The organism is Pseudenhygromyxa sp. WMMC2535 (genome assembly GCF_011083025.2).
In genome coordinates this window covers 6,471,375-6,487,728 of record NZ_JABJWV010000001.1, presented here as the reverse complement: position 1 = coordinate 6,487,728, position 16,354 = coordinate 6,471,375, and the positions used below count along the sequence as shown (strand labels likewise).

The window sequence follows — 16,354 nt, the reverse complement described above, 5'->3', positions numbered from 1 at the left end:
TCGGGCTCACTGCGGCATGACGCGCAGGGTGAACGCGCCCTCGAAGGGCACCAACCCGCCCTCGCCCTCCGTGCAGGTGTTCATGCCCGCGCCCTCGTTCCACGCGATCTCGTACTCGGGGCCCCAGTTCTTGAACGCCCGCGCCGTGTTGCTGTGGGCTCCCTCGTAGGGGAACACGGTCAGCTTGGGGTTGAAGTACCAGTTGGGGCTCGAGGGGTAGACGACGATGCCGTAGCCGTCGCCGAGCTCCGTGTTGCAGGTATAGGATCCGCCGGTGTCGGCGTCCTGGCTCGAGATGAACAGCACGTCGCCGTTGGACAGGCTGATCATCTGGTTGTGTGAGCCCTCGTTGTACTCGTTGCCGTTGCTGTTGGTCGAGGTGATCGCCTCCTGGCTCCACTCGCCGACCTTGGTCCCCTCGGCCTCGTAGATCACCGTGCCCTCGCTGTCGCGGAGCTTGACCACGATCAGATCGCCGACGGCCATCACGCACTCGTCGAACCAGTCGTTGCCCTCGAGGTTCTCCTCGGCGTCGTTGGCCACGCGGAAGCAGTACTCGGCCAGGCAGTCCGCGTCGCAGCCGTCGTCGCTGACGTTGTTGCCGTCGTCGCAGGTCTCGCCGGCCGCGGTGTAGACGTAGCCGTCGCCACAAAAGGCGTCGTGGCAGGAGCCGGGGCAGGCGTCGTCATCCTCGTGGTTGCCGTCGTCGCAGGTCTCCGTGCCCTCCCACAAGATCCCGTCGCCGCAGGTCGCGGCCACGCAGCCCTCCAGGCAGGCGTCGTCCTCATCCTCGTTGGCGTCGTCGCACTCCTCGTGACCAGCCCACACGTGGCCGTCGCCGCAGTAGGCGTAGCTGCACGAGGGGCAGCCGTCCTCGTCGCTTTGGTTGCCGTCGTCGCACTGCTCGTTGTTGTCGATCACCCCGTCGCCGCAGGTCCCGGGCACACACTCGTTGCTACAGTCGTCGGTGTTGATCGAGTTGCCGTCGTCGCACAGCTCGACGCCCTCGTTGAGGATCCCGTCGCCACAGACGTTGGCCGTGCAGTCGTTGAGGCAGCCGTCGTTCTCGTCTTGGTTGCCGTCGTCGCACTCCTCGTAGTCCGCGTTGGCGTAGCCGTCGCCACAGGCCGCGATCTGGCACGCGGGGGTGCACTGGGCCTCGGGGGCGTTGCCCTCACCGAGGTCACACTGCTCCCCGGCCTCGACCTCCCCGTTGCCACACTCGCCCTCGGGCAGATCTTCGGTCTCCGTGGCCTCGTCGGCGTTCGAGCCGTCGAGGCCGGCGCTGAAGTTCTCGTCGTCGTCGCCCGAGCAGGACGCCGCCAGCGTCAACATCAAGAGCGCCGCCAGCGATGCTGGCCGGGTCGGCCTGGGAGGCAGGTTCAAGTCATTCATGTTTTGAACCTAGCAGCCCGCGCACGGACAGACCACGCGGCTAATCGGCACAGCGCGACCTGTCACCCTGACCCCACAACGCGAGTGTGCGATGCACACTATCGCCGCGGCGATAGGTCGAGCTTCACACCAGGCGTGCTGGGATCTCGCTCGCTCGGCTGTGGCGGCTCGTCCGGCGTGCCCTCGGGCGCGCTCGGATCGGCTTTGGGCGCGTCTTTTTGGGGGTCCGCCTCGGATCCGTCGGGCCCGAGCGCGCCGGGCTTGATCGCGCCGGGCTTGATCGCGCCGGGCTTGGCTCCGCCGCCGGCCCCAGGGTCCTTCGCAGGCCCCTCTGGCCGCGGGCCCGATGGGCCCGGTGGCTCCGCCGGCCCCCTCGGACCCATGTCCACCGGGCCAGACGCGCCGGGATCTTCAAAGCCGTCGGGCTCGAGCTCGTCGACGCCGTCACCCAGCAGCTCGGCCTTCTTGCGCTCGCGCTCGGCCTGCTCCTCGAGCTCGATCAGCTCGAGCCAGCGCTCGTCGTCGAAGCTCACCGCGCCGTCTTCGGCGACCACGAACTCGACGTCCATGGCCGCGGGGCGGATGAAGGCGTCGGGCTCGGAGTGGATCTTGACGGCCCGAAAAGCCTGCGCCAGGCAGGTGCTGATCTCCGGGTCCAAGCTGCCGCGCTCGACCCGGTTGACGACCGTGTCGCCGTCGCGGTCGAAGAGGTTCAGCGCGCTGATCTCGTAGGCGCCCGGGCTCACCCGCCCGCGCAGGCAAGGCAGGCCACGGCGCGCGGCCTGAGCCTGCTCGCGGCGCAGGGCCTTGGCGAAGCGCTCGGTCCCGGCCTCGCGGAAGAAGCCCAGGCTGACCCAATAATAGACGTCGACGAAGTAGGCGAAGCTGTCGCGGCTCTCGGGGAAGCGCTGCTTGCCGAGCATCTCGAGCAGGCAGTTCTCCATCTCTTCGTCGTCGAAGCCCGAGTCGAGCACCTCGGTCGCGAGTACGCCGCCGTCGACGGACACCCGCGCGCGCAGCTTGATCTGGCCCTCGGGCACGCCCACCCAGGCCTGCTCGCCCTCGACCTCCCCCGGAGACATGGTCTGGATCGCCCGCTCGACGAAGCAGACCGCGGCGGGCCTGCGCATCTCCTGGGCGATCTCACCGAAGCGCACGCGCTCGATGCTCGTCAGGCCCTTGGCCGAGGGCTCGAGCAGCACGCCCTCGGAGGACATGTGCACGGCGTCGCGCAGGTACTCCTCGGCCTGGGCTTGCGTGACCTTTCCTTCCTTGGCGACGCGCTCTCGGTTGCAGGCGCTCGCGCCCACCAGCGTGGTCATGACCACGGCCACCGCGGCCAGCGAGAACGCGCGCGACCTGGAGCGAAGACGAGGCAGCGAGCGCGCCCCGGCCGACGCGCGTGCGCGTCGAGCAAAACGGCGACCTCGCCTCGATTGCGTGGGCATCACTCGAGTCATCGTCTGCGAGTCGGTTTTCTAACACCGGGCCTCGGCAGCGCAAACCCGTGCATGCTTGCACCAGCGCCCCCGGAGCTGGGATAGTCGCCGCGCTCGATGGCCGACCTGCAAAAGACCCCTCTCCACGCCGCCCACGTCGCCGCCGGCGCGAAGCTCGTAGACTTCGCGGGTTGGCACATGCCGGTGCAGTATCAGGGCATCCTCGCCGAGCACCGGGCCGTGCGCGAGGGCGCGGGGCTCTTCGACGTCTCGCACATGGGCGAGATCGACTTTCAGGGCCCCGGGGCGCTGGCCGTGGTCCAGGGCCTGGTCAGCAACGACGTCAGCAAGCTCGTCGACGGCCAGGCGCTCTACACCGTGACCTGCCTGCCCAGCGGCGGCATCGTCGACGACTGCATCGTCTACCGCCGGGCCGCCGACGACCTCCGCATCGTCGTCAACGCCTCGAACATCGCCAAGGACGCGGCCCACTTCCGCGAGTACGCCGACTTCGCCGGCGGCGTCGATGCGCGCGGGGCCTGCGAGATCGTCGACCGCTCCCCCGAGACCGCGCTGATCGCCGTGCAGGGCCCCCAGGCCCGGGCGCTGTGCGCCAAGCTCGGCGGCGAGAACCTGCTCGAGCTGGGCAACTTTCACTTCGGCCCCGGCGAGCTCGCCGGCGTGCCCGTGGTCGCCGCGCGCACCGGCTACACCGGCGAGGACGGCTACGAGCTCTTCGTCGACGCCAAGGACGGTGGCGCCAGCGCCAGCGCGCTGTGGAACGCCCTGATCGAAGCCGGCGCTGCGCCCTGCGGCCTCGGAGCCCGGGACACGCTGCGCCTCGAGGCCCGCCTGAGCCTCTACGGCAACGACATCGACGAGACCACCACGCCCTACGAGGCCGGGCTCGGCTGGGTCGTCAAGCCCAAGGCCAGCGACTTCATCGGCCGCGAGGCCCTGCTCGCCCAAAAGCGCGAGGGCGTCGATCGCAAGCTCGTCGGCTTCGTGGTCGAGGGCAAGGGCACCGCCCGCGGCGGCTGGAGCGTCGCCTCCGGCGAGGGCCCCGACGCCCCCGTCCTCGACGAGACCCGCTACCGAGTCACCAGCGGCGCCCCGGCCCCGACCGTGGGCGGCTCGATCGGCCTGGCCTACGTGCCCGCGACCATGAGCGAGCCCGGCACCACGCTGTGGCTGCGCAGCCGCCACAAGACCATCACCGCCAAGATCGTCAAAGGGCCGTTTTACAAGCGCCCGCAATAGCTCCACCAGACAAGCCCAAGACAGACTCACGATGAGCGACCTCCCCGAGAACTACCGCTTCACCAACGACCACGAGTGGGCCCGCCGCAAGAACGACGGCAACATCCTCGTCGGTATCACTGCCCACGCCGTCGAGCAGCTCGGCGACATCACCGCGGTCGGGCTCCCCGAGGTCGGCGACGCCCTCGAGGCCGGCGATCGCTTCGGCGACATCGACTCGGTCAAGGCCGTCTCCGACCTCTACGCGCCCATCGCCGGCAAAGTCGTCGCCGTCAACGGCGAGCTCGACGACGCCCCCGAGGCGATCAACGAGGACCCCTACCAGGCCGGCTGGATGATCGAGCTCCTGCCCGACGACCCCGCCGCCTTCGAGGCCCTGCTCGACGCCGCGGCCTACCGCAAGCTGCTCGCCGAGGCCTGAGTGACCACGCCCAAGCTCGACCCCGCGCTCGCCCGCTACCGCGAGGACTACCCGATCCTCGCGGACAGCGTGTACATGAACAGCAACAGCATGGGCGCCATGCACCGCGACAGCCACGCGGCCATGGCCGCCTACTTCGAGCTGTGGGCGCGCGAGGGGGTCGAGGCCTGGGACCACTGGCCAGCCTTCATCGACGAGACCGCCGACACCGTCGCGCGCTTCTTCAACGGCGGCGTGGGCAACACCAGCTTGGGCGAGAACGTGGCCACCTTTCAGGCCCGCATCGCCAGCGCCCTCGACTACGGCGAGCGGCCCAAGGTGGTGATCGAGTCGCTGATGTTCCCCAACGTGATCTACGTGTGGGAGCGCTACCGTCGCCTGGGCGTCGAGCTCGAGCTGGTGCCCAGCGACGACGGCGTGAACATCACGACCGAGCGCATGCTCGCCGCCATCGACGAGCGCACCGCCCTGGTCTCGATCTCCCACGCCGTCTACGTGTCCGGCGCCCTGCTCGACGTCGCGGCGATCTGCGCCCGCGCCCACGAGGTCGGGGCGCTGGTCATGTGCGACGTCTACCAGACCGCCGGCGTGCTCCCCATCGACGTCCAGGCCTGGGACCTCGACCTGCTGGTCGGCGGCAGCCACAAGTGGCTGTGCGGCGGCCCGGGGACCTGCTTTTTGTGGGTCAGGCCCGAGCTGCGCGAGCGCCTGGCCCCGATGAACACCGGGTGGATGGCCCACGCGGATCCCTTCGCCATGTCCCCCGCGCCGATCCGCTACGCCGAGGGCCCCTGGGGGATGATCGCCGGCACCCCCTCGGTGCCCGCCTACTACGTGGCGCGCAAGGCCTACGAGAACCTGCTCGAGGTCGGCGTCGAGCGCATCCGGGCCCACAACCTCGCGCTCTCGCGGATCGTCATCGATCGCGCCCAGGCGGCCGGGCTCGAGGTGCACTCCCCCCTGAACGACGACGCGCGCACCGGCTTCGTGGCCGTCGACTTCCCCGGCAGCCGAGCGGTCAGCCAGCAGCTGATCCAAGCGCGCTTCAAGCACGATTGGCGCCCCGACTGCGGCCTGCGCATCGGGCCGCACTTTTACAGCACCGAAGACGAGGTCCAGCGCATGATGGACCGGGTCATCGAGCTCGCCCGCGCCCAGGGCTGAGCCACAGCCACGCGCTGGGCCGACGCTCGCCCTCCCCAACGCTCGCCCACCCGAGGGATCGGCTCGTGCGGGTCGTCCCCAGGCTGGGTGAGCTCGGACGAGGCACCGGCGAGGCCCGCGCTGGCGCCTGCGAGCGCCTCCACGCCCGGCTCGCGGCAATCATTCACGGCGGTGCTACGTTCTACTCGCCGTGGCCAGCTACGAAGACATCAAGCGACGCGTCCAGGCCCGGGACCCGGAGCACGCCGCCAAGCGCACCCGCGCCTTCTTGCTCGGCAGCGTCGTCCTGACCCTGGCGCTCTACTTCCTGCCCTACCTGTGGCAGCCGGGCTTTTACCTCGGGCTCCCGCTGATCTGGCTGTCCACCTTGGTCCACGAGCTCGGCCACGGCTTCACGGCCGCCCTGCTCGGGGCCGAGTTCGACAAATTCGTGATGTACCCCGACGCCTCCGGAGCCGCGACCTGGTCCGCGGGCGCGAGCTTCGGGCCGCTGCGCCGGGCCCTGGTCGCCGCCGGCGGCCTCGTCGGACCAGCGATCGTCGCCGCCCTCGGCTTCGCCCTCGCGCGCAAGCCCAAGCCCGCCCAGGTCACCTTGCTCGTCGGCCTCTTCGCCCTCGCCGCCATCGCCGTGATCGTCGTCCGCAACGGCTTTGGCTGGGCCTTCGTCGCCGGCCTCGGCCTGATCATCGGCCTCCTCGCCACCCGCGAGCGCCCCGAGGTCGCCCAGGTCGGCCTCGTCTTCTTGTCGACGCAGCTGGCCATGAGCGTGTTCTCCCGCGGGGACTACCTGTTCATGGAGTACGCCGACACCGCCCAGGGTCAGATGCCCTCCGACGTCAGCCAGATGGCCGACGCCCTGTTTGGGCCCTACTGGCTATGGGGCGGGCTGTGCGGGCTGTTCTCCGTGCTCGTCCTCGGCCTCGGCCTGCTGATCTTCTTCCGCGGCTTCGAGGGCTTGAGGCGCCTCGCCCACGGCTCCGGTCACGACTCCGCGGGCTGAGGCCGGCCTCTCGCTCGCCTCACATCCCCCCGGCCTTCGCCGCGACCACCAGCGACTCGACCCGCTGGCGGACCGCCGCGGGCAGGCGGGTGTCGCCCAGATCCAGGAAGCCACGCACGATCAGGTCGCGGGCGGCGTCCTCATCGAGCCCCGAGGCCATCAGGTAGGTGAGCTTGTCTCGGCTGATCATCCCGACCGAGGCCTCGTGCGACAAGCTGGTGCCCTCCACCCGCGCGAGCAGCTCGGGCACCGAGAGGATCTCGCCCGCATCCCCGAGCTTGAGCCCGTCACAGCCCAAGAACCCGCTGGTGTCCGCCGCCTCTCCCACCAGGCGCGCCCTGGTGTGGATCGTGCCCCCAGCGGACACCATCCGGGTGATCTGCTCCGAGCGCGCGCCGGCGCCTACGAGCCGCGTCTCGGACTCGGAGACGCGCCGCGACCCCTCCGGGGCGAACAGGACGCTGCGATCGATCTCGCTCGCGCCGGCCTCGAGCGCCGAGCGGCTCACGCTGGTGTGCGTCCCGACCTGGGCGACCGCGACCGAGGTCGCGGTGCAGCGCGCCCCGGCCTCGAGGCGGCTGTAGCCGTAGCTGAAGATCTCCATGCTCGGGCCCCAGTGCTCGACGGTGATCGACGAATAGGCCGCGCCCGGGCGCAGATAGGTCTCGGAGATCGAGATATGCCGGCCCGCGTGGACCGAGCGCGGCACGGCCGTGCCCGAGATCAGCTCCACGTCGGCGCCCTCGTCGATCAGCGTGATGTCGTGGGTGAACTGCCGCGCCTGAGGCTTCTCGAACAAGGTGAAATTCTGCACCGGCAGCCGGAGCTTGGCGCCGGGCCTGACCCACAAGAAGTGGCCGATGGGGTCATCCATCTGCTCCGCGGCCTCGCGGATGTGCTCGTTCTCCTCGGGGCTCACCAGCCCAAACATCAAGTCCTGGACGAAGTCGAACTTCTGGAGCGCCTCGGCCAGGGGCATCAAGACGACCTCGGGGTGGTTGGAGTGCGCGACCTTCAAGGCCTGGTCGGCCAGCACCGAGGTAGCGGCCCGCTGGCCTTCGTCTTCGAAGCCCACCTCTCGGAGGAGCGCGATCTCATCTTCAGTCAACATGTCGATTCCTTTGGTTGGGTGTACCCGTGACGCTGAATGTGGCGGAAGGCGGCCACCGGATCCCCGCTGTGGACGATCCGGCCATCGACGAGGATGTGCCCACGAGTCGCGCGCACGTGCTCGAGGATCAGGCCAGTGTGGGTGATGATCAGCCCCGCGCGCGCCCCCTCGGGGTCGCGGACGAGGCGATCGATGGCGCGACCGAGGGCGTGAATGTGCTCGAGGTCGACGCCGCTGTCGGGCTCGTCGAAGAGCGCGACCTTGGGCGCCTGCAACGCGAGCTTGAGCACCTCCCAGCGCTTGAGCTCGCCCCCCGAGAAGCCCACGGCCAGGGAGCGCGCCTCGAAGGTGCCGAGGTCCAGGGCCTCCGCCGCCTGGTGCAGGCGCTCGGCGCCCCCCAGCGCCCGAGCGAAGTCCGCGATCCGGACGCCCGCGATCGCCGGAGGGCGCTGAAAGGCCAGCCCCAGGCCCAGCCGGGCCCGGGCGTCGGGCGGCAGCTCGACGATCGAGCGCCCGCCCATGCGAATGTCGCCGGAGGTGACCTCGAAGGGCGGCAGGCCCATCACCGCCGCGAGCAGGCTCGACTTGCCGGAGCCGTTGGGCCCGAGCAGCACGTGCAGCTCCTTGGGCGCGATGGTCAGCGACACCCCCCGGAGCACTGGGGTCCTGGCGACGGCGACGTGCAGGTCGATGATCTCCAGCGTGGCCGGAGCTGTGGATGTGGTCATGCTTGGTTCCCTCGGGTATTTGTGCCAATCGATATTGCTGCTGGCCGTCGAGTGACATCACGACATTTCAGCCTGCACGGCCCGCTCAGATATGATGCAAAAATCTGGCGCTGCCGCGCGAACACGTGGGTGAAAGCGAGAGGCCAATCTGCAAGAGTCGCGGTGTCATCAAATTCCTTTCTTCCGTGGTGTTCCTCATCCGAAAGACGGCACCTGGGGACATATATGACGTTCAGCCGTCGTTCTCTCGAAATGAAACTATGATGACCGTTAAATAAAAATAACAACATTCCTCCTTCATACCCGCGTCCCTCATGATCAGTGTAGAAAGCCCCCAACTCGACCGCAATCGGCCTTTATCACCGGTCGAGTGAGGAAGGCCGCAATTTCCCCCATCGCTCTCCACGCGGGAGCATGGCCCCACATCCCGCGCTCATTTTTTGCCCAATGCCCTCAGGCCGGCGGCCCGAGGTAGAGCGCATCCACATCGGCATCGGCATCGGCATCGGCATCGGCATCGTGCTCGGGGTTGGCCGCCCACAGCCCTCGACTCGGCCCACGCGAAGTCGAGCTCGATCCCGACGCCGACTCGCTGCCGTCTTCGTCGCTCGTTCCATCACTCGCCCCTTCGTCACCGCCACCCGTGGTGCAAGCGAGCAGAGACAACCAAGTGCAAACGACGGCGCCATGGCGAAGACCACGGTCGCCGACGTGGCCCTCGCGCTCGAGCAAGAATGCGTGCGCCACCGAGGCGCAGCCTGCCCCGGGTGCTACTTACAGGGCCCGGCGTACTGGTACTTTTTCCACGGGCAGTTGCCATAGACGGCCTCGAAGGTCCGCCCGTCACAGCCGCAGTACTCGCGCACGCCCTTCTTGCAGGACAGCGTCGCGTCGCACTCCCAAACGGCGTCGCAGCCCTCGGCGCCGATGCAGGTCTCGCCCTCCAGGCAGGCGCCCTTCTCGAGGGGATCACAGGTGAGATCCTCTCGATCGGCGACGGGCGCGGAGCCGCCGGCAGCACCACCGCCGCCGCCACCACCCGCGCCGCTGCCACCCACGGCGGGCTCCTCGGCCTCGGGCGCCTTTTCGGCCTCCTCCTTGGTCGCCTCCGCCTCCTTGGTCGCGTCGGCGTCCGCGGCCTTCTCGGCCTCGGCGAGCTTGGCCTCGCGGGCCGCGTCTGTCTCGGCCTGGTCCTCTTCTTCGGACTTCTTGCAGCCGACGGCGGCGAACAGGGACAGGCAGAGCGAGGCGGTGAGCAAAGAGCGGGAGCGAAGCCGGAGCATGGCCCCGGGAGTCTACCCCGAAGGTGCCGCGCTCAGAAGGGGCGGGCGTCGTGGAGCTGGACCAGCGCCTGGCTATCACCAAACTTCATATCACCAGGACGCCCCATGCCCCCCATTGAGAATTGGACTTCGTCTCGAGCAACGAAGCTGGGATCGTCGATGCGGGTATGTACGAACACGGGGATCGGCAGCGGCCCGAGGTGCTGCGCCATGAGCGGCTTGACCTCCGCCCAGTCGAGCCCGCCGTTTCCACAGCCCAGCTGCGGAAAGGACACGCTGCGGATCCCCTGCGCCTCGTACTCGGCGACGAACTTGCGCAGCCCCGCCTCGATCCACTCCAGCTTGGAGGGCGACCTCCAGTGCTGCTTGGTCGGGAAATTAAGCACCCACTCGTTGGGCGTCCGAAACAGGTATAGCTTGCCGACCTCGAGATCGCCCGAGTCACAAAAACTGCGGTAGCGCTCGAACATCACGGGATAGCGACGCTTGAACTCCCGCGCGAGCCCCTTGCCCATGACCCCCACGGTGTTGACCGTGTTGACGAGGGTCTGAGCAGGCGACTCGAAGATGTCGTGGCAGACGTAGTGAAGCATGGCTTCCGGTGGCGCTCCTCACCCATGGTGACCCCTGAACAGGGGCCCTGGCAACCGAGCACCTCGCGCCCCGCCGAGATCCGGGCCACCTGGCGACATCGCCGCCTCAGTGCCGGCAGTAGGCCTCCGCCCCCAGCAGCTCGACCGCGTCCACCGCCCCGCCAGCGCTCAGCTCGAGCGCCCCATCGGGCCGCCCTTCACCGTCGATCTCCCACCACAGCGCGCTCGCCTCCCGGGGATGATTGCCGAGCTCGGCCATGGTCGCCGCGTCGAAGAGCCGCCCGTTGATCACCGTGTACGCGACCTGCTCCGACACGCGGATGTCCGCCAGCGGATCCCCGGCGATGATCGCAATGTCGGCCAGCTTCCCGACCTCGAGGGAGCCGAGCGCCGCGTCGAGGCCGATGTAGTGCGCCCCGTCGATGGTCCCCGCGCGCAGGGCCTGGTGCGGGCTCATCCCGCCTTGGACCAGCATCCACAGCTCCCAGTGCGCGGCCAGGCCCTCGCGCTGGCCGTGCGCCCCCAAGTTGACGCGCACGCCGGCCGCGCGCAGCTCGTTGGCCACGCTCGCTGCCCGGACGTGGTTCCAGTCGCCCTCGCCCACGTGCATGGGTCGGCGCGCCCGTGGATCCACGAACTCCCGGGGCACGTAGCGAAGCAGGCGCTCGTTCGCCCACACATCGGTGTGCTGATACCAGTAGTTCTCGCCCCACACGCCGCCGTAGGCCACGCCCAGCGTGGGCGTGTAGCCCACCTCGGTGTGCCCCCACAGCTGGCGGACGTCGTCGTAGATCGCGGCGACCGGGATCGCATGCTCGACCCCCGTGTGCCCGTCGACGACCATGGTCATGTTGTGCTCGAAGAGCGAGCCGCCCTCGGGCACGACCATCATCTCGAGCTCGCGGGCGGCCTGGAGCACCTTTTGGCGCTGGTCGCGACGCGGCTGGTTGTAGCTCTTGACCGAGATCGCGCCGATCGCCTTCATCCGCCGCATGTGCATGCGGGCGTCGTCGAGGGTCTCGATCTTCGCGCGGAAGGAGCCCTCCGCCCCGTAGAGGATCGTGCCCGTCGAGAAGATCCGCGGGCCCACGGTCTCGCCGGCGGCGACGAGCTCCGACGAGGAGAAGATGCTCAGGCTGTCGTTGCTGGGGTCGTGGACCGTGGTCACGCCAAAGCCCAGCTCGGCGTAGTGCAGCCAGTTTTGCTCGGGCTGCATGCCCCGGCGGGCCTGGGCCCCGTGGGCGTGGACGTCGACCAGGCCGGGGATCAGCGTGTGACCCGAGACGTCGACGCGGGTGGCGTCCGCGGGCACGGTGACCTGGTCCTCCGGGCCGACGGCGACGATGCGATCCTGGTCGATGATCAGCGTGCCGCGCTCGATGATCTCGTCGCCCTTCATGGTCACGATCTTGCCGCCGACCAGGGCCAGCTTGCCCGTGGGGCGATCGCGGTCCACGGAGAAGCCGACGTTGACGGCGGTGATCTTCGGCTCGGGCTTGGGCTTGTTCTCGGGCGCCTCTTCGCCAGCGTCAGCCGAGTCAGCCGAGTCAGCCGGTTCGCTGGGCTCGCCCAGGAATTCGAATACGTCCTCGAGACTGCGGGTGTGCAGCTCCGGGCCCAGCACCCAGCGCAGCGACGCGCCGTCGGCCGACCAGTTCACGAACCACCCCGCGTCCTCGCTGACCGCAGCCATGGGCAGGCCGCCGCCCTCGGGGCCGACCTCGATCACCCCTCCGGTCTTGGGGAAGGCGGCCACGTGCACGCGGAAGCCCTCGATGTAGGCCAGCCAGCGGCCGTCGGGCGAGACCACGAATTGCTCGGCGCGCGCGCTCTTGGCGTGCTCCCGGCGCTCGCGGCCGTCGAGGCCGACGCTGGCGAGGATCCGCGCGTCGTCCTGGCCGCCGTCCATGAAGAACAGGCGATCCGAGCCGGCGCCAAAGTGGGGCTGCTCGCCCTCGCGGCTGATCCGAACCTCGGCCTGCGTCTGCTCGTCACCAGAAGACGCGCGCGAGCGTCCGCGCTTGCGGGTCGGCTGCGCCGCGAAGGGCACGGCGAAGATGCCCCGGTCGTCGGACCAGCGCGGCGAGAACAGGCCGCCGCCGCTGACCCGGCGATAGACCACGTGGGCGCCGTCCGGTGAGATCACCGGCTCGACGTAGTGCCCCGGCCGCGGGCTGACCACCCTGCCCTGCTCGCCGCCGGCGATCGGCAGCACGCGCACGGACCCGAGCTCGGCGTCGTCCCAGCTCACGTAGGTGACGAAGCGCCCGTCCCGAGACACGCTCGGGTAGTACTCGAGGTGCTCGTCTTGGCTGGTCAGGCGCCGGACCGCGCCGCTTTGCATGTCGCGGACGTAGAGCTTGCCGAGGGCCTGGTAGATCAGCTTGCTGCCGTCGGGGGTCAGCTGCGGCCAGCGCAGGACCTTGACGTCGATCTGCTCGGGGGCGACGTCGACGGCGTAGCGCAGGGCCTCGCCCACGCGCCGGCTGGCCTGGACATGAAAGGGGATCTCCGCGGCCTCGCCACCTTCGGCGGACACGCGGTGGAGCTTGCCGCCGGCCCAAAACACGATCCCCTGGTTGTCGGGGGTCCAGGCCATCTGCGGATAGACGCCGTGGATCGCCCAGGTCTCCTGCATGTCGCGGTCGAGGCCGTCGTAGACCGGCCACTCGCGCCCGCTGTCGAGGTCGCGCACGAAGAGCACCGACTTCAGCCGGACGCGGCGCACATAGGCCAGGCGCGCGCCGTCGGGCGAGGGCGTCGGGCGGACCGCCCCGCCGGCGCCCCCCACGAAGGACTCGAGCCGCCCGTCCTCGAGATCCAGGCGGCGGATCACGTAGATCTGGCCGTTGGGATCCTTGTTGTAGTCAAAGGTCCCGCCCGGGGTCATGTCCTCGGAGAAGTAGAGGTAGCGCCCGTCCGGCGAGAACACCGGCTCGCCCGCGTCCTTTTGCTCGGTGCGCTTTTTGGTCAGCTGCACGCCCTTGCCACCCGCGCGGTGGTAGAGCCACATCTCGCCGGCGCCGATGCTGCGCCGCGAGGTGAAGTGCTTGCGCGCGACGATGTACTCGCCGTCGGGGCTCCAGGCCGGCGCGCTGAGCAGGCGAAAGCCCTCCTTGCTCACCTGCCGCGGCTCGCCGGAGCCGTCGGCGGCGACCACCCAGATGTTGTCGCCGCCGCCCCGATCGCTGGTGTAGGCCACCCACTGGCCGTCGGGTGAGAAGCGCGGCTGCATGTCCCAGGCCATGCCCTGCGTCAGCGCCCGCGCCTCCCCGCCCGCGATCGGCAGCAGATAGAGATCCCCCAGGAGGTCGAAGACGATCTGGCTGCCGTCGGGGGAGAGGTCGAGGTTCATCCACGTCCCCGTGGTCGTGTCGATGGCGATCTCCTGGCTGGAACCCGGAGGCTCGTCCACGTTCCAGGCGCACTTGGCCGTGTCTCCAGAACCCTCGGCCTGCGCCGACCCCGGACAGCGCGCGGGTGGCTCCATGCCCGGCAAACCCGCGGTCGCGCTCGGCGGATCCATCACCTCTGTCTGCGGCGTCGATGATGTGGGCGCACAGGCGACAATCACAGACATGCTGGCGAGGCCGAGCACCCTGGAGGTTCGGGTCCATAGCAAGCTCATGGCGGGGCACTCTCGCATACAATTTCGGCAGAAGATTGTGGCGTACGTCGCGCCCCTCGTGTTTGATTTAGAAGGCGACCACAGGGTCAGAATCGCCCCGCTGAAGCTCACGAATGGCAACTGTATTTTTGTCTAGACATGCGCGACATCGAGCGCCAAGAACGTTCAATACCACCCATAAATAGTGTTTTTTGCTCGAATTCACTCGTTGGGAGATCTCCCGAGACAAAAATTCCCGACGAGACCGCGCGTTGCCGAAATTCCTGATCTGGGTGCAACAAATTTTCTTGCGCTCAATCCGGTAATCAGGCTTAACTCTTTGCACGAACTGATCTTTGGACCCACCCGGGGTTTTGACCCGCCCCAACCGCTCGCTGGGCCCCAAAAATCGCCAAGTTCCCTAGACCCGATCGAGGCTCGAGATGACCGCCAAGCGCCGCACCAATGCCCTCGCCGCCCTGCTCCTCGTCCCGACCCTGGGCATGTCTTCGGGCTGTGCGCTCCTCGACGCGCTCACGGAGACCAGCGCCGTCGTCGACGTTTTTGCGACGAGCCACGGCGAGCCCGATGACGAGGGCAACCTGCCCTCTCGCAACGGCCACCAGGTCATCTTCGTCAATGACATGGGCTGGGAGATCTTCATCGACGACGCGGTGATCACCACCGAGGGCGTCACCTTGCGCAGCTGCGACGGCGAGGACTTCGAGGTCGAGTTCTACTGGGGCGCGCTCGCCGAGACCTTCGACGAGAACCCCGACTACGACGTCACCGGCCTCGGCGGCGTCCGGGCGACCACTGGCCAATACTGCGACGCGCTCGTCGACTATGGCCCCTCGGCCGAGGGCATGGACAATCCCGCCGCCGAGGGCAGCACCGTGTTCCTCTCGGGCTCCGCGGTGAAGGGCGACATGCACATCGACTTCGAGTGGCGGACCGATCTGGCGCTCACCGTCGACGTCGATGTCAGCAAGATCCAAAACGGCCGCCCCTTCGACATCCAAGATGGCGCGTCGTCTGCGAAGAAGCTGACCATCGCCAAGAGCTACACCGGCTTCTTCGCGGGCATCGACTTCGAGGACGAGCTCAGCCAGGCCGACGTCGACTCGCTGCTGATCGACACCCTCCAGCAGACCACGCTGGCCTACGCGGGGACCATCGCGCCTCAGTGACCCTGCCCCAACCGGTGGCCGACCGGTGGCCGACCGGTGGGTGGAGGCATCTCCACCCCGAGGCGCTTCGGAGGGCTTCGCGCCAGCGGCGCGAGGCCCTCCGTGATCGCGCCGAGCACCGGCCGCGTGGCTGGAGGGATCTCTGGAACGCTGACTCACGCCACAAAGGTGCCGCCACAGTGCAAGTCCCCGCGCGACCGGGCTTGCGCCCCGAGCCTCGCGGCCCTTACCCTCCGCGCCGTGTCCAAAGACGACCACATCGAATTCGACGGCGTCGTCACCGAAGTCCTCACCGGCGGAATGTTTCGCGTGAAGATTGACGATGATCACCTGGTCATCGCTCACCTCGCCGGGAAGATGCGGAAATTCCGGATCAAGGTCGTTCTCGGCGACCGGGTGAAGGTCGCCGTCTCCCCTTACGACCCCAACCGCGGCCGAATCATCTACCGCGTGCGTTGACAAGCGACGGGCTGGCGCGAGGACACTCGCGCCGGCCGTACAATATGCCCATGGCCGAGCCGACCTCCGACCTCGAGCTTTTCGAAGCTTGGCGCCAGGGCGATCAACGGGCCGGCCGTGAGCTCTTTGCTCGCCACTTCGACGCCATCTATCGCTTCTTCCGCTCCAAGATCGACGACGAGTCGGCCGAGGAGCTGACCCAGCAGACCTTCATGGGCTGCGTCAAAGGTCGCGAGCGCTACCGCGGTGACGCCAGCTTTCGCACCTATCTCTACACAATCGCGCGCAACCGGCTGTACACCCACATCCGCGATCGCAACCGCCGAGACGCGGTGATCGAGGTTGGCCAGCAGTCCGTCGCCGATCTCGACCTCGGCTCGCCCACGCAGCAGATCGCGGTCAAGCGCGAGCACCAGCTCTTGCTTCGAGCCATGCGCCGGCTCTCCCTCGACATGCAGATCGCCCTCGAGCTGCACTACTGGGAGGGGCTGAGCGTGCGCGAGATCGCCGAGGTCATCGAGACCCCCGAGGGCACGATCAAGCGCCGACTCCAGCGCGCCCGCGCCCGCCTCGACGAGCTGATCACCGAGCTCACCGAAGACATCGAGCTGCGTCGCAGCACCACCGCCAACTTCGATCAGTGGGCTGGCGAACTGCGAGCCAGGCTCGCTCAAAAGGGCTGAGCATGCGCCGCGCTGGCCCCG

Annotated in this window: 15 protein-coding genes; 7 read left to right on the top strand and 8 right to left on the bottom strand. The window is 68.7% G+C overall.

Annotation, left to right across the window (positions count from 1 at the left end):
* Positions 1 to 6 precede the first annotated feature (6 nt).
* The gene (locus G6O69_RS25200; RefSeq protein WP_172306056.1) at positions 7 to 1,395 is read right to left on the bottom strand and encodes a DUF4215 domain-containing protein; all 1,389 of its coding nucleotides are present in this window, start codon (positions 1,393 to 1,395) and stop codon (positions 7 to 9) included.
* Positions 1,396 to 1,493: 98 nt separating this feature from the next.
* Entirely contained in the window at positions 1,494 to 2,717 is a 1,224-nt protein-coding gene (locus tag G6O69_RS25195; RefSeq protein ID WP_172306055.1) for a hypothetical protein, read from the bottom strand.
* 234 nt (positions 2,718 to 2,951) lie between these two features.
* Here G6O69_RS25195 and gcvT point away from each other — a divergent pair, with 234 nt between their 5' ends.
* The 4 genes from gcvT (at position 2,952) to G6O69_RS25175 (ending at position 6,679) form a co-directional block, all read left to right on the top strand.
* On the top strand, positions 2,952 to 4,094 hold the full coding sequence (gcvT, locus tag G6O69_RS25190; RefSeq protein ID WP_172306054.1) for a glycine cleavage system aminomethyltransferase GcvT: 1,143 nt from the start codon (positions 2,952 to 2,954) through the stop codon (positions 4,092 to 4,094).
* Positions 4,095 to 4,125: 31 nt separating this feature from the next.
* Positions 4,126 to 4,515, top strand: coding sequence for a glycine cleavage system protein GcvH (gene gcvH, locus G6O69_RS25185; RefSeq protein ID WP_172306053.1), 390 nt, complete (start codon positions 4,126 to 4,128; stop codon positions 4,513 to 4,515).
* Entirely contained in the window at positions 4,516 to 5,679 is a 1,164-nt protein-coding gene (locus G6O69_RS25180; protein ID WP_172306052.1) for an aminotransferase class V-fold PLP-dependent enzyme, read from the top strand.
* 190 nt (positions 5,680 to 5,869) lie between these two features.
* Complete coding sequence (locus G6O69_RS25175; RefSeq protein ID WP_172306051.1) at positions 5,870 to 6,679, top strand: M50 family metallopeptidase; 810 nt, start codon at positions 5,870 to 5,872, stop codon at positions 6,677 to 6,679.
* Positions 6,680 to 6,698: 19 nt separating this feature from the next.
* Here G6O69_RS25175 and G6O69_RS25170 read toward each other — a convergent pair whose 3' ends face one another.
* From G6O69_RS25170 to G6O69_RS25145, 6 genes are all read right to left on the bottom strand, one after another.
* Positions 6,699 to 7,790 (bottom strand): SufD family Fe-S cluster assembly protein, encoded by a 1,092-nt coding sequence (locus G6O69_RS25170; protein ID WP_172306050.1) that lies wholly within the window; start codon positions 7,788 to 7,790, stop codon positions 6,699 to 6,701.
* Positions 7,784 to 8,518 carry an ABC transporter ATP-binding protein gene (locus G6O69_RS25165; protein ID WP_172306049.1) on the bottom strand — a complete coding sequence of 245 codons (735 nt, stop codon included), beginning with the start codon at positions 8,516 to 8,518 and terminating at the stop codon, positions 7,784 to 7,786. Before G6O69_RS25165 ends, G6O69_RS25170 begins: the two co-directional genes overlap by 7 nt.
* A 453-nt stretch (positions 8,519 to 8,971) precedes the next feature.
* The gene (locus G6O69_RS25160) at positions 8,972 to 9,265 is read right to left on the bottom strand and encodes a hypothetical protein (RefSeq protein WP_176397078.1); all 294 of its coding nucleotides are present in this window, start codon (positions 9,263 to 9,265) and stop codon (positions 8,972 to 8,974) included.
* Positions 9,266 to 9,288: 23 nt separating this feature from the next.
* Positions 9,289 to 9,801, bottom strand: coding sequence for a hypothetical protein (locus tag G6O69_RS25155; RefSeq protein WP_172306048.1), 513 nt, complete (start codon positions 9,799 to 9,801; stop codon positions 9,289 to 9,291).
* Between the two features lie 32 nt (positions 9,802 to 9,833).
* The gene (locus tag G6O69_RS25150) at positions 9,834 to 10,394 is read right to left on the bottom strand and encodes a macro domain-containing protein (RefSeq protein WP_172306047.1); all 561 of its coding nucleotides are present in this window, start codon (positions 10,392 to 10,394) and stop codon (positions 9,834 to 9,836) included.
* 106 nt (positions 10,395 to 10,500) lie between these two features.
* Positions 10,501 to 14,022, bottom strand: a complete 3,522-nt coding sequence (locus tag G6O69_RS25145; RefSeq protein WP_255215872.1) for an amidohydrolase family protein — start codon at positions 14,020 to 14,022, stop codon at positions 10,501 to 10,503.
* 422 nt (positions 14,023 to 14,444) lie between these two features.
* Here G6O69_RS25145 and G6O69_RS25140 point away from each other — a divergent pair, with 422 nt between their 5' ends.
* The 3 genes from G6O69_RS25140 to G6O69_RS25130 all read left to right on the top strand — a co-directional run bounded on the left by G6O69_RS25140 (position 14,445) and on the right by G6O69_RS25130 (position 16,333).
* Positions 14,445 to 15,191, top strand: coding sequence for a hypothetical protein (locus G6O69_RS25140; protein WP_172306046.1), 747 nt, complete (start codon positions 14,445 to 14,447; stop codon positions 15,189 to 15,191).
* 240 nt (positions 15,192 to 15,431) lie between these two features.
* Positions 15,432 to 15,650 carry a translation initiation factor IF-1 gene (infA, locus tag G6O69_RS25135; protein WP_172306045.1) on the top strand — a complete coding sequence of 73 codons (219 nt, stop codon included), beginning with the start codon at positions 15,432 to 15,434 and terminating at the stop codon, positions 15,648 to 15,650.
* 50 nt (positions 15,651 to 15,700) lie between these two features.
* Positions 15,701 to 16,333, top strand: coding sequence for an RNA polymerase sigma factor (locus G6O69_RS25130; RefSeq protein WP_255215871.1), 633 nt, complete (start codon positions 15,701 to 15,703; stop codon positions 16,331 to 16,333).
* Positions 16,334 to 16,354: the final 21 nt, after the last annotated feature.